Here is a 12,234-nt window from a genome sequence, read left to right as displayed (position 1 = left end):
TCCGTCGCCGGCTCCGTCAGGCTCGGTCCACCCACCCCCTCCGGAAGGACGCCGTCATGCCCGCACCGGCCACCACCCGCACCGGCTCCGGCTGGTTCACCGCCGAGGACTGCCGCCTGACCGACTTCCGCGCCGTCGTCGAGACCCCGACCGACCTGGCCGACCACCCCCACGCCGACGAGGTGCGCGAGAACGTCCTGGTCTACGGCTCCCGGCTGCGCGAGCACGCCGCCACCCCGGAGGGGCGGCGCGAGGTCCAGGCCGAGCTCGCCCGCGCCCTCACCGACGGGCCCGGCATCGTCGTCTTCGCCGGCGCCTTCCCCGATCCCGCCGTCGTCGACCGGGCCACCGCCGTCTTCGAGTCGATGATCGCCGAGCAGAAGGCGGCGGGCGTGGTCGGCGGGGACCACTTCGCCACGCCCGGCGCCAACGACCGCGTCTGGGGTGCGCTGGACAAGTTCGCCGTCCGCGACCCGGAGGCCTTCGCCGCGTACTACGGCAACGACGTCATCGCGCTGGTGTCCGAGGCGTGGCTGGGCCCGAACTACCAGGTGACCAGCCAGGTCAACGTGGTCAACCCCGGCGGGAAGGCCCAGGTCGCGCACCGCGACTACCACCTGGGCTTCATGTCGGAGCAGCAGGCGCTGGCCTACCCGGCGCACGTGCACCGCCTCTCCCCCGCCATGACCCTGCAGGGCGCGGTGGCGCACTGCGACATGCCGGTGGTCACGGGCCCGACGATGTACCTGCCGCACTCGCAGAAGTACGCCCCCGGCTACGTGGGGTTCCACCAGCCGGAGTTCACCGCCTACTTCGACGAGCACTTCGTGCAGCTGCCGCTGGAGAAGGGCGACGCCGCGTTCTTCAACCCGGCGCTCTTCCACGGCGCCGGCACCAACCGGTCGGCCGACGTGCGCCGCATGGCCAACCTGCTGCAGGTGTCCTCCGCCTTCGGCCGGGCGATGGAGACCGTCGACCGGACGGCGATGGTCCGCGCGGTCTACCCGACGCTGCTGGAGCTGGCCGGCCGCGGCACCGACGAGCGCACGCTGCGCAACGTGGTCGCCGCCGCCGCCGAGGGGTACGCGTTCCCGACCAACCTCGACCGCGACCAGCCGATCGGCGGCCTGGCGCCCGAGAGCCAGGCCGAGCTGGTCCTCCGCGCGCTGCAGGCCCGCTGGACCCCCGACGCGCTGGACGCCGAGCTCACCGCTCACACCCAGCGGCGCGCCAGCGCCCTCTGACTGAGGACCACGAGCGGAGATGGACGACGGAACCGCCGCCGAGGAGCTGCTGGCCACCTGCTGGACGACGGCAGGCGACGCTGCGCCGTCACGGGAGGACTGGCGCAGCCCGGTCCCGCTGCGGGAGCGGATCGAGGCGGCGGCCGCCGCGGGGTTCACCGGCTTCGGGGTGCTCGCCGTCGACCTGGCCGTCGCCGAGCGGGAGCACGGCCTGGCCGGCGTCCGGGCGATGCTGGCCGACAACGGCATCGTCCACCTGGAGCTGGAGGGGCTGCCCGACTGGTGGAGCGAGGGCGCGGAGCGGGCCCGGTCGGACGGGCTGCGCCGGTTCGTCCTGACCGCCGCCGAGGCGCTCGGCGCCCGCCACCTCAAGGTCACCCCCGACACCAGCGGGGCGCCGTGGGACCCCGGGCACTGGGCGGCCGAGTTCGGGCTGCTCGCCGCCCAGGCCGCCGACGCCGGGGCCCGGCTGGGCATCGAGTTCCTGCCCTGGTCCAACATCCCGACCGCCGCCGACGCGCTGCGACTCGTCGAGGAGGCCGGCCACCCCGCAGGCGGGGTCGTCGTCGACGTCTGGCACGTCGAGCGTGCCGGCACGCCGGCGGCCGAGCTCGCGGCGCTCCCGCTGCACCGGATCGTCGGCGTGGAGCTCGACGACGCCGACGCCGACGTCGTCGGCACGCTGTTCGAGGACACCGTGGACCGGCGTCGCTACTGCGGCGAGGGGTCCTTCGACCTGCCCGGCGTCGTCACCGCCCTGCGCACCGCCGGCTGGCGCGGCCCCTGGGGCGTCGAGATCCTCTCCACCGGGCACCGCCGGCTCGAGGTCCGGCAGGCCGCCGCGCACGCCGCGACCACCGCCCGGACGCTGCTCCAGGCCCCTCCCGTCCAGCGGTGACCACGGCCGGACCGATGAGCACCGGGGTCCCGGCCGGTCTCCCCTCTCGTCCGGCCCACCACGACGACGGGAGCACCCCGATGAGGACCTCGCACCTCGGACTCCGGGTGGCCGACCTCGAGCGGTCGCTCGCCTTCTACACGGCCGTCGGGTACGAGGTGGTGGGGACCGTCCCCGAGACCGAGATCGGGCACCTGACCATGCTCAAGCTGCCCGGCGACGACGTCGTCACCATCGAGCTGGTCCACGATCCCGCCCGGGGTGAGATCGGCCCCGGTACCCGGCTCAGCCATCTCGTGATCTCGGTGGAGTCGCTGGACACGACCATCGCCGACCTCGCCGCCCGGGGCGTCGACGCGGAGCCGCCCGGCTCGCCGGACGGCTCGGGCGAGCTCCGGACGACGTGGATCACCGATCCGGACGGCAACCGGATCGAGCTGGTCCAGTGGCCACCGGGTCACCCCCAGGGCCTGACCGCCGCCGACTGGCCGGACCGATGACCGCGCCCATCCGGCTCTACATGTCGATGTCGCTGGACGGCTTCATCGCCGGACCGGACGACCGGCCGGGGCAGGAGCTCGGCCGCGACGGCGGGCGGTTGTTCAACTGGCTCGACGACCGCATGTCTCCGGGGCCGAACGGGCAGGTGTTCGCCGAGGCCGTGGCCACCGGCGCCGTGATCTCCGGACGGCGCACCTTCGAGCTCGCCGGTCGCTGGAACGGCGACCACCACGACGGCGTGCCGATCCACGTGCTGACCCACCACGTCGACGACGGTGACGTACCGCCGGGCACCACGACGTTCCACACCGACGTCCCCGAGTGCGCCCGTGCGGCCCGGGCCGACGCGGGCGACCGTGCCGTCATGGTGCACGGCGCGGGCGCGGCGCAGGCCCTGCTCAGGGCGGGCCAGCTCGACGAGCTGGAGATCCACCTCGTCCCGGTCCTGCTGGGCGCCGGCCGCCGGCTGTTCGACGCCGGGGACGGCCGGCGCGTCGAGCTGGAGCTGGTCCGGCGGCTCGACGGCCGCGACGCGACCCACCTGCGCTACCGCGTCCGGCACTGACCGTACCGAGGCCGCTCAGCCCGGGACGTCGCCGAGCAGGTAGCGCACCGCCGTCTCCCCCAGGTCGGCGACGAACGCGGCGTCGCCGACCGGCTCCGGCGTGGTGAAGCCGGGACCGTAGGCCAGCCGCAGGATCGTCGTCGAGAACGTCGAACCGAAGCAGCTGCGCACGGCGCGCTCCGGGTCGTCGTGCGTGATCGTCTCCCGGGCGCGCAGGACGACGCCGGCGAACAGGCCGGCGAGCTCGTGCACGTAGTGCCCGCCGCGCGCCTGGACGTCGGGGTGGACGCCGGAGACGAGCACGACGGCGCGCAGGAAGCGCCGGTGCCGCAGCGAGATGCCGACGAGCTGGGCGACGGCCTCGCGGACCAGCGCGGCGGGAGCCAGCCCGGACCAGTGCGCGGCGTCGGAGAAGACCGCCTGCTCGGCGCGGATGCCGGCGATGCCGTGCTCGTAGACGGCGAGGAACAGCCCGTCCTTGCTGGTCGTGCGCGCGTAGATGGCGGGAGGGGCGACCTGCGCGCGCTCGCAGACCGCCGCGATCGTGAAGGCGTCGTAGCCGCCGTCCTCGAGGAGCCCCACGCCGGCGTCGAGCACCCGGTTCCACGCCTCGCGGCTGCGGCGCTGCTTGGGCGGGCGCACCTCGAGGTCGGCGGACGGGATCGAGTCGGCAGCACCCATGGCGCCCATCCTCCCCGGCTGGAGCGGGCACTACAGTCCGCCGTCAACAATAGCGCACGCTACTGTTTCAGTCGCCACGACGGAGCGTCCCGTGACCCCTTCCTCCCCGTCCGCCGCCCGTGGCCGCGTCGCGGTCCTCGGTGCCGGGCCGGCCGGCATGGCCGCCGCGCTCGGAGCGATCAGGGCCGGCCACGACGTCGTCGTCTACGAGCGCTACCGGGAGGCACGGCCGGCCGGCAACATCCTCAACCTGTGGCCGCCGCCGCTGAAGGCGCTGCGTGCGCTCGGCGTGGACACCGACGACCTCGGCGCGCCGACCCACTCCGAGTTCCGCAACGTCCGGGGCCGGGTCCGCGTCGACGTCAAGCTCGACGAGGACGTGCAGCGGGCCTTCGGCGGTGGCTTCATCGGCCTGCTCCGCCCGGAGCTCTACGAGCGGATGCTCGCCGCGATCCCGGGCGGGGTGATCCGCTTCGACCAGCAGGTGGACCGGATCGAGCAGGACGACCGGGCCGTCACGCTGCAATTCGCCGACGGCAGCAGGGCCGAGCACGACGTGCTGATCGGGGCCGACGGCATCGACTCCCTGGTGCGCCGCACCCTGTGGGGCGACGCGCCCAAGCGCGAGCACCGGCTGCACATCTTCGGCGGCTTCACCTTCGCCGAGGTCCCGGGGACCGTGCCGAACACGTGCGTCCTCACCCACAGCCGGACGACCCAGGGCAGCTGGACGTCGATCCGGCACAAGGGCCGTGACGGCCACCAGTGGTGGGTGCTCACCGCCACCGACCCCGAGGCCCCGGCTCCGGCGGACCTCAAGGCGTCGGCCACCGAGCTCGCCGCGGAGTTCCCCGCTCCGCTCCCCGGCCTGATCGCCGCGACGGAGCCGGAGAACGTCCAGCGCTGGGTGCTGCGCGACCGCCCCCCGCTGAAGCAGTGGTCGAAGGGGCGCGCCACGCTCGTCGGCGACGCCGCGCACCCGACCTCCCCCTACGCCGCGTACGGCGCCGGCATGTCGATCGAGGACGGCTACTTCCTCGGCCGGGCCCTCCGCGGCGTCGACCTCACCGACCTCGCCGCCGTCCAGCGGGCGCTGCAGTCCTACGAGGCCCCGCGCAAGCCGCACACGGCCAGGCAGGTGCAGATGGCCTGGGTGCTCGGAAAGGTGTTCCACCACGCGCCGGCGCCGCTGCGGGCGGTGCGCGACTTCGTCTTCGACCACACGCCGTTCCTGCAGAAGGTGGCCGGCGACTCCAACCCGCGCGAGATCAACAAGCAGCTCGCGCTGATCGGCGACTGAGCCGTGCTCGTCGTCCTCGGCAGCGCCACGCCCGCTCCGGGGCGGGGCGGCCGCGGTCCGGGACGTCCTACCGCGGAGCCGACCGGAGCTCTCAGCCGGGAGGGATGTTCTGGTTGACGTGGAAGACGTTCCCGGGGTCGTGGCGGCGCTTCACCTCGACGAGCCGCTGGTACTTCGCGGGTCCGAAGACCGTGCGGGGGTCGAAGCCGCGGTGGCCGGCCGGCTCGAGGCCCTGGAAGTTGGCGTAGTGGCCCCCTGTCGCGAACGGCTCCATGTCGGCGGACATGCCGCGGACGAACCCGACCCGCTCGTCGTCGTCGGCCGGGTCGGTCCAGAACCCGTAGATGTTGAGCCAGAACCGGGCGGCCCGGTTGGGGAACGGCGTGGCGCCCTCCGCCACCCGGCCGAACGCGCCACCCATGTGGTGGACGTCGAACGCGGTGCCGGACCAGGTCTGCTCCGTTCCGCGGCCGACCAGCACGTCGACCACGTCGGCGTCCAGCCGGTCGAAGGAGGTGTTGCGCCAGTACGCCCGCGATCCCTTGGGGAACAGCGGGTCGAAGACGGCCTGCCACTCGACCCACCGCATGTCGCCGATCTCCTCCTGGTCGGGCGGGGCGAGCGCGCGCAACCGTCCGACGTGGGCCTCGCCCGCGGCACGGTCGGGTGAGGCCCACGCGAAGCCGATGAACAGCAGGGGCTCGTCCCCCATCTCGGCGACGGGTGGCGGGGTCAACGTCGTCGTGATCGCCTGCATCGCGTCCGGCAGGTCCCGCGTCCACTCCTCCAGCGCCGCCCACGCCTGCCGCCAGCGGTCCGGCCCGAACACCAGGTTGCCGGCGAACAGCTGCGGGCCGTGCCGGTGCCCGCGGAAGGTGAAGGCGGTGACCACCCCGAAGTTGCCGCCGCCGCCGTGCAGGGCCCAGAAGAGCTCGGGGTCGTGCGTCTCGTCGACGGTGAGCTGCCGCCCGTCGGCCGTCACCAGGTCCACCGAGACCAGGTTGTCGGCGGCCAGCCCGTGGGCCCGGGTCAGCCAGCCGACGCCCCCGCCGAGGGTGAGCCCCGCGATCCCGGTGCTCGACACCACCCCCATCGGCACGACCAGCCCGTGCGGCTCGGTGGCTGCGTCGATGTGGGCCAGGGTGGCACCCGCCTCCACGCGCACGGTCGCCGTCGCCGGGTCCACCGTCACGGCGGACAGGTCGGCGAGGTCGAGCACGATCCCGTCGTCGACCGAGCCGTTGCCTGCGACGTTGTGCCCACCTCCGCGCACGGCCAGGGCGAGCCCGTGCTCCCGGGCGAAGGCGATGGTGGGTGCGACGTCGTCCGCGCTCGACGCCCGGACCACGGCGGCCGGTCTGCGGTCGATCATCCCGTTCCAGATGGCACGGGCCTCGTCGTACCGCGGGTCGCCCGGCGCGGTCACGGTGCCCGCCACGCGGGCACGGAGATCGTCCAGCTCATGGCGCAGCGTGGAAGCAGTCACGGCACGTCCCCCCGGCACTCGGCCCCCCGCGGGGCATCATGCTTCGCCGGGTGGCCGGGAACGGTCAAGGTCGGACGGTGAGGTGACCTGCGGCCGAGGAGATCCGCCGGAGGCTGTCACGGATCGGCCGCGGCCGGTGTCTCCATGTCGAGACCAGCAGCGAGGAGGAGACATGACCAGCACCACCCGCGTCCCCCCGGCCGAGATCACCGGCGTCTACGGCGCCGTCCTCAAGGGGGTCAGCAGGAAGATGCTCGGCGAGGTGCCCGAGGCCCTCGGCGTCCTGTGGCACCACCGGCCGGTGCTGCGGTTCAGCTTCGGCCTGGGCCGGAGGTCCGCGCGGTGGCACGCGTGCGACGAGGACCTGAAGTCCTACGCCCACATGGCGGTGGCGGCGCTGATCGGCTGCTCGTTCTGCCTGGACCTGGGGTACTTCGAAGCGCACAACAAGGGGCTCGACGAGGCCAAGGCCCGCGAGGTGCCGCGGTGGCGCGAGTCCGACGTGTTCACCCCGCTGGAGCGCGACGTCCTGGAGTACGCCGAGGCCATGTCGCAGACGCCGCCGACCGTCACCGACGAGCTCTCCGCCCGGCTCCTGGACCGGCTGGGCGCGCCGGCCCTCGTCGAGCTCACCACGTTCGTCGCGCTGGCCAACCTGTACGCGCGCTCGAACGTCGCCCTCGGCATCGAGGCCGCGGGCCTCGCGGCCTCGTGCGGCCTGGCGCCGCTGGCGCGGCCGGACGGGGCAGTGCAGCCGGCATGACCGACGACCCGTTCGTCGCCCACCGCAGCCTGCTGTTCACGGTCGCCTACGAGATGCTCGGCTCCGCCGCCGACGCGGAGGACGTCGTCCAGGAGGCCTGGCTGCGGTGGGCGGACCTCGGGGACGCGGCCCGGGCCGACGTCCGCGACCCGCGGGCCTACCTGGTGCGGATCGTCACCCGGCAGGCGCTCAACCGGCTGCGCACGCTGGCCCGGCGGCGCGAGGAGTACGTCGGCGAGTGGCTGCCCGAGCCGCTGCTCACCAGCCCCGACGTGGCCGAGGACGTCGAGCTCGCCGAGAGCGTCTCCTTCGCGATGCTGACCGTGCTGGAGACCCTCGGCCCCACCGAGCGGGCGGTGTTCGTGCTCCGCGAGGTGTTCGAGACGCCGTACGACGAGATCGCCGAGACGATCGGCAGGTCGCCGGCGGCGGTGCGGCAGATCGCGCACCGCGCCCACGAGCACGTGGCCGCGCGGCGGCCGCGGGTTCAGGTGAGCCGGGCCGAGCGGGAGGCCGTCGTGGCACGGTTCCTGGCCGCGGTCCGCGGCGGCGACCTGCAGGGGCTGCTGGCCGTGCTGGCGCCCGACGTCGTCGTCGTGGCCGACGGCGGCGGTGTGGTCGCCGCGGCCCGCCGCCCGATCCAGGGTGCCGCCCGGGTGGCCGCACTCCTGGCCGGCCTGGTCCGGCTGCCGGTCAGCCTGGAGGTCGTGCCGGTGTGGCTCAACGGCGGCCCGGCGGCACGCATCGACGTCGACGGCGAGCTGGACACCATGGTGAGCCTGGCGATCGAGGACGGCCGGATCACCCGGGTCTACGCGGTCCGCAACCCGCACAAGCTGGCCCGGGTGGACGAGGAGGCCGAGCTCAGCCGGTGACCGGGCGCGGATGAGTAGTTCGGCGGATGTCCCGGACGGGCGGGCCGGTCAAGGTGGAGCCGTCCCGGTGCCCCTTCCGGGACGACCAGAGGGCCCCTCGCGGCCTGCGTTTCTCGGGAGTCGTCATGATCGTCGTGTCAGCAGCCACCGGTCAGTACGGCCGGCTCGTGGTCGAGCGCCTGCTGGAGCGCGTGCCCGCGGCCGAGGTCGCCGTCGCGGTCCGGAACCCCGCGAGCGCCGCGGACCTCGCCGAGCGGGGGGTCGACGTCCGTCTCGGGGACTACGACCGGCCGGAGAGTCTCCGGACGGCGTTCGACGGCGCGGACCGGCTCCTGTACATCTCCGGTACGGACCTGGGCGCCCGCATCCCCCAGCACCGCAACGTCGTCGCCGCCGCGCTGGACGCGGGTGTCGGCGGCATCGCCTACACCAGCGGGCTGGGGGCCGACGTGGTCGAGGAGGGGGTCCTCGGCGAGCACCACGCCGGTGAACAGGCGATCCTGCGGTGCGGGCTGCCCGCCACCGTGCTCAGGCACCCCATCTACTCGGACTTCTTCATCAGCCCCGACCTCGCCGCCGCGATCGAGACGGGCGAGCTGACCAGCAGCACGCGTGGGCGCGGGCTGAACACGGCGACCCGCGCCGACCTCGCCGAGGCGGCCGCCGTCGTCCTCACCGACGGGAACCGCTTCGGGAGGGCCTACGACTTCACCGGCCGGCTCTGGACGTACCCGCAGCTGGCCGCCGTGCTGACCGGGCTCAGCGGCCGCACGGTGGTCCACCGCGACGTCGACGAGGACGAGGGGATCATCGGGATGCTGGGGATCGGCCCGTTCATCCGCACCGGCGGGTTCGAGTACCAGACCGGGGATCTCGAGGCGGTCCTCGGTCATCCGGCCACCAGCCTGGAGGACGCCGTCGCGGCGGCGCTCCCGGCCCGCACTCCGGCCTGAGCCGGCGGCGGCACTACCCGTCCGCGCGGATCGTCCCCCGGACGGTGCGGACGGCGAGCTGGCTCCGGTTGGCCAGGCCCAGCTTGGTGAGGATGTGCTGGACGTGGTTCTGCGCGGTGCGCTCGGAGAGGTGGAGGCGGGCAGCGATCTGCCGGTTCGTCAGGCCCTCCGCGACGAGGGCGGCCACCTCCCGCTCCCGGGCGGTGAGCGGATCGGCCCGCCCGCCGTCGAGCCGCCGGGCCAGGTCGCGGGCCCGGTCCGCCCACGGGCGCATGCCGAGCGCCGTGGCCCGCTCCGCCGCGTCGGCGGCCAGCCGCCGCGCACGGGTGCGGTCACCGGTCCGGCCGCGGCGGGCCAGCACGGCCGCCAGCTCGTACCCGGCCTGGACGGCGAACCCGGCCGCGCCGTTGGCCGTGCACGCCCGGACGGCCGACTCGAGGTCGGCGATCGCCTCGTCGTGCCGGCCGAGGTGGCCGGCGGCCATCCCCAGGTACAGGTCCACCGGGCCGTCGTAGGCGATGGCGCCGGCTCCGCTGACGGCGTGCTGGCCGCGGAAGGGGGCCAGCCGCTCGCGCAGGACCGCGACGTCGTCCCGCAGGTCGAGGGCGAGCGCGGTGCCGATCCCGAAGGCGAAGCAGACCGTCGTGGTGTGCGGGATCGGCCGCCAGCCGGCGGGTGGCCCCAGCCGGCGGTGGACCGTGGCGGCCTCCGGCAACCGACCGGTGACCGCCAGCAGGTACGCCGCGGCGGCGGAGAAGATCACCTCCTCGGTCGGGAAGTCCAGGTCACCGCCGTCGGCACCCGGACGGCCCGGCGGCCGCAGCCCGGTCAGGTCCGCCTCGTCGCCGGTGTGCAGTGCGACCCCGGCCAGCAGGCCGGTGCGGTTGATGACCGCCGACCCGTGACCGGTGGCGGACGGCGGGAGCGCGGCCAGGGCGTCGTCGGCCAGCCGGCGCGCGTCGGCGAAGCGGGCCCGCGACTGGGCCAGCACGGCGCGGCACTGCAGCACGTGCCACCGCGCCACCGGGCTGCGGACCTCCTCGGCGCACTGCGCCAGCGGTCCGATCTCCCGGTCCACGGCGGTCAGATCCCCGTGCTGGAAGGCGACGTCGATCCGCCACAGGTGCGCCCACATCCGCGTGCGGGGGTCCCGGGTGACGCTGCCGAGCGCGGCCATGCGCTCGGCCAGGTCCGACCGCTCGTCGACGCCGTCCGGACCCGTCGCCACCAGCTGCCGGGCGCGGATCGCGGCCGCCAGGGTGGACGGGTCGCCGGACGCCTCGGCCGCGGTGAGCGCCTGCCCGCTGGCGGCGCGCGCGGCATCGACGTCGCCCAGGTACATGCAGGTGTCGGAGAGGGTCGCCAGCACCCTGGCCCGGAGCGCGGAGGGGTGGGGTTCCATGCCGGCCAGCGCCTCCTCGCACCACCGGCGGAGGGTCACCTCCGACTCCACGTCGGGCAACCCGCCCTCGAGCACGACGGCCGCCTCCGCCAGCAGGTCGGCCCGTCCGAGCCGGCGGGCGATGGCGGCGGCCTGGCGGCTGACGGTCAGCCGTTCGGAGAGGTCTCCGGCCAGTCGGAGCGCCGTGCCGGCGTCGATCAGGAGCCGGCACCGGAGGCCGTCGTCGAGGTCTCCCGCGCCGACCGTCACCGCGAGGCGGTAGAGCCGGGCGGCCTCCTCGTAGGCCAGGCGGTGCCCGGCCTCCTCCGCCGCCCGCCGGATCCAGGCGGCGGCGCGGGCGCGCTCGCCCGCCACGGCGGCGACCGCCCAGTGCCGGGCGAGGTCGGCGAGCCGGCCGTCCGACGTCCCGTCGAGCGGGGGCTCGAGAGCCTCGGCCGCGCGGCGGTGCAGTCGCACCCGCTCGGACGTGCCGAGGTCCGCCTCCACCGCGTCGTGGACCAGGTCGTGCGGGAACCGGAACCGCCCCGCCACCGCGGTGGCCTCCACCATCCCGGCCGCCGCCGCCTCGTCCAGCACGGTCAGGCACGCCAGCACCGGGACGTCGAGCACCCGGGCGACCGTGGGCGCGGCGAACTCCCGCCCGATGACCGACGCCGCGGCCAGCGCCCGCGCCGAGCCGGCCGACAGCCGCCCCAGCCGCGCCGCGATCGCCGCCCGCACGCCGTCCGGGACGGGCGCGTCCGCGGCCCCCGCCCGCGGGTCCCCCAGCGTCCGGGCGACCTCGCGGACGAAGAACGGGTTGCCCCCGGTCCGGGCGTGCACCCGCTCGACCTCGCCGTCGCTGAGGCTCCGTCCGAGGAGCGCGGTCAGCTGGGCGCCGACGGCCGGAGCGGGGAGACCGCGCAGGTGCAGCACCTCGGTGACCGGCTCGAGTCGCAGCTCGGTCACGACGGGCGCGACCGGCTCGGTGTCCCGGTGGGTGGCGACGACGAGGAGCCGCTGGCCGGCCATCGTCCCGACGACGTGCCGGAGCAGCAGGAGCGAGGCCGGGTCGGCGCGGTGGAGGTCGTCGAGGACGACGAGCACCGGCCGGGCGCGGGTGACCTCCCGCAGGAGCCGGGCGACCGCGTCGAACGACCGGAAGCGCGTGACGTCGGAGGGGCCGACCTCGGTGCGGCCCGGCCCGTCGGGGAAGAGGTCGGGTGCCAGGGAACCGAGGTCCGCCTCCAGCCGGGATGCCGCGGCGACGGCCCGGAGGTCGACGGAGTCGGCCAGCGCGCGCAGGACCTGGCGCCACGGCCAGAACGGCGGGGCCCCCGTCGCCTCAGCGGTCGCACCCCAGGCCGTGGCGACGTCCCGGGAACCGGCGAGCGCGCCCAGTTCCTCGGTGAGCCTCGTCTTGCCGATCCCCGGCTCGCCTCGGCACAGCACGAGGCGCGCCCGGCCGGCGATGGCCCCGTCGAGGCAGTCGACGAGCAGGGCGAGCTCGTGCCGTCGTCCCACCAGTTCGGTCCGCATCGCCCCGCCTCCAGGGCTCCCGACGCCCAGCGGCGTCCCGTGGGCTGC

The 12,234-nt window shown here is 75.2% G+C and carries 11 protein-coding genes; 8 read left to right on the top strand and 3 right to left on the bottom strand.

Features of this window, described 5'->3' with window-relative positions; genetic code table 11:
- Positions 1-56 precede the first annotated feature (56 nt).
- From MY520_RS01815 to MY520_RS01800, 4 genes are all read left to right on the top strand, one after another.
- Complete coding sequence (locus MY520_RS01815) at positions 57-1,244, top strand: phytanoyl-CoA dioxygenase family protein (protein WP_436689487.1); 1,188 nt, start codon at positions 57-59, stop codon at positions 1,242-1,244.
- A gap of 19 nt (positions 1,245-1,263) precedes the next feature.
- Positions 1,264-2,142, top strand: coding sequence for a sugar phosphate isomerase/epimerase family protein (locus tag MY520_RS01810; RefSeq protein ID WP_436689485.1), 879 nt, complete (start codon positions 1,264-1,266; stop codon positions 2,140-2,142).
- A gap of 80 nt (positions 2,143-2,222) precedes the next feature.
- Complete coding sequence (locus tag MY520_RS01805; protein WP_436689483.1) at positions 2,223-2,642, top strand: VOC family protein; 420 nt, start codon at positions 2,223-2,225, stop codon at positions 2,640-2,642.
- Positions 2,639-3,208, top strand: a complete 570-nt coding sequence (locus tag MY520_RS01800) for a dihydrofolate reductase family protein (RefSeq protein ID WP_436689481.1) — start codon at positions 2,639-2,641, stop codon at positions 3,206-3,208. Before MY520_RS01805 ends, MY520_RS01800 begins: the two co-directional genes overlap by 4 nt.
- A gap of 15 nt (positions 3,209-3,223) precedes the next feature.
- Here the strand turns inward: MY520_RS01800 and MY520_RS01795 are convergent, their stop codons facing one another.
- Entirely contained in the window at positions 3,224-3,889 is a 666-nt protein-coding gene (locus tag MY520_RS01795) for a TetR/AcrR family transcriptional regulator (RefSeq protein ID WP_436689479.1), read from the bottom strand.
- 91 nt (positions 3,890-3,980) lie between these two features.
- Between MY520_RS01795 and MY520_RS01790 the strand changes: the two genes are divergently transcribed.
- A complete protein-coding gene (locus MY520_RS01790; protein ID WP_436689477.1) occupies positions 3,981-5,189 on the top strand; it encodes an FAD-dependent oxidoreductase in 1,209 nt (402 codons plus the stop codon).
- Between the two features lie 91 nt (positions 5,190-5,280).
- On the opposite strand, the gene MY520_RS01785 is transcribed toward MY520_RS01790, so the two are convergent.
- Positions 5,281-6,675 carry an FAD-binding oxidoreductase gene (locus tag MY520_RS01785; RefSeq protein WP_436689475.1) on the bottom strand — a complete coding sequence of 465 codons (1,395 nt, stop codon included), beginning with the start codon at positions 6,673-6,675 and terminating at the stop codon, positions 5,281-5,283.
- Between the two features lie 172 nt (positions 6,676-6,847).
- Between MY520_RS01785 and MY520_RS01780 the strand changes: the two genes are divergently transcribed.
- From MY520_RS01780 to MY520_RS01770, 3 genes are all read left to right on the top strand, one after another.
- Positions 6,848-7,438 carry a carboxymuconolactone decarboxylase family protein gene (locus tag MY520_RS01780; protein ID WP_436689473.1) on the top strand — a complete coding sequence of 197 codons (591 nt, stop codon included), beginning with the start codon at positions 6,848-6,850 and terminating at the stop codon, positions 7,436-7,438.
- Complete coding sequence (locus tag MY520_RS01775) at positions 7,435-8,313, top strand: RNA polymerase sigma-70 factor (protein ID WP_436689471.1); 879 nt, start codon at positions 7,435-7,437, stop codon at positions 8,311-8,313. Before MY520_RS01780 ends, MY520_RS01775 begins: the two co-directional genes overlap by 4 nt.
- A gap of 125 nt (positions 8,314-8,438) precedes the next feature.
- Complete coding sequence (locus tag MY520_RS01770; RefSeq protein WP_436689469.1) at positions 8,439-9,266, top strand: NAD(P)H-binding protein; 828 nt, start codon at positions 8,439-8,441, stop codon at positions 9,264-9,266.
- Between the two features lie 13 nt (positions 9,267-9,279).
- Here the strand turns inward: MY520_RS01770 and MY520_RS01765 are convergent, their stop codons facing one another.
- Positions 9,280-12,186: an ATP-binding protein gene (locus tag MY520_RS01765; RefSeq protein WP_436689467.1), complete on the bottom strand. Its 2,907-nt coding sequence runs from the start codon at positions 12,184-12,186 to the stop codon at positions 9,280-9,282.
- Between the last annotated feature and the right edge of the window lie 48 nt (positions 12,187-12,234).

Origin of the sequence: Geodermatophilus sp. CPCC 205506 (assembly GCF_051383635.1) — a bacterium.
In the GTDB taxonomy this organism is placed as follows: Bacteria; Actinomycetota; Actinomycetes; order Mycobacteriales; family Geodermatophilaceae; genus Geodermatophilus.
This window is presented reverse-complemented; position numbering and strand designations above follow the sequence as displayed.

Coding starts and splice junctions, on each gene's coding strand:
- MY520_RS01810 (WP_436689485.1), top strand. CDS start 1,264: ATGGACGACGGAACCGCCGCCGAGGAGCTGCTGGCCACCTGCTGGACG.
- MY520_RS01805 (WP_436689483.1), top strand. CDS start 2,223: ATGAGGACCTCGCACCTCGGACTCCGGGTGGCCGACCTCGAGCGGTCG.
- MY520_RS01815 (WP_436689487.1), top strand. CDS start 57: ATGCCCGCACCGGCCACCACCCGCACCGGCTCCGGCTGGTTCACCGCC.
- MY520_RS01795 (WP_436689479.1), bottom strand. CDS start 3,889: ATGGGTGCTGCCGACTCGATCCCGTCCGCCGACCTCGAGGTGCGCCCG.
- MY520_RS01780 (WP_436689473.1), top strand. CDS start 6,848: ATGACCAGCACCACCCGCGTCCCCCCGGCCGAGATCACCGGCGTCTAC.
- MY520_RS01800 (WP_436689481.1), top strand. CDS start 2,639: ATGACCGCGCCCATCCGGCTCTACATGTCGATGTCGCTGGACGGCTTC.
- MY520_RS01765 (WP_436689467.1), bottom strand. CDS start 12,186: ATGCGGACCGAACTGGTGGGACGACGGCACGAGCTCGCCCTGCTCGTC.
- MY520_RS01775 (WP_436689471.1), top strand. CDS start 7,435: ATGACCGACGACCCGTTCGTCGCCCACCGCAGCCTGCTGTTCACGGTC.
- MY520_RS01770 (WP_436689469.1), top strand. CDS start 8,439: ATGATCGTCGTGTCAGCAGCCACCGGTCAGTACGGCCGGCTCGTGGTC.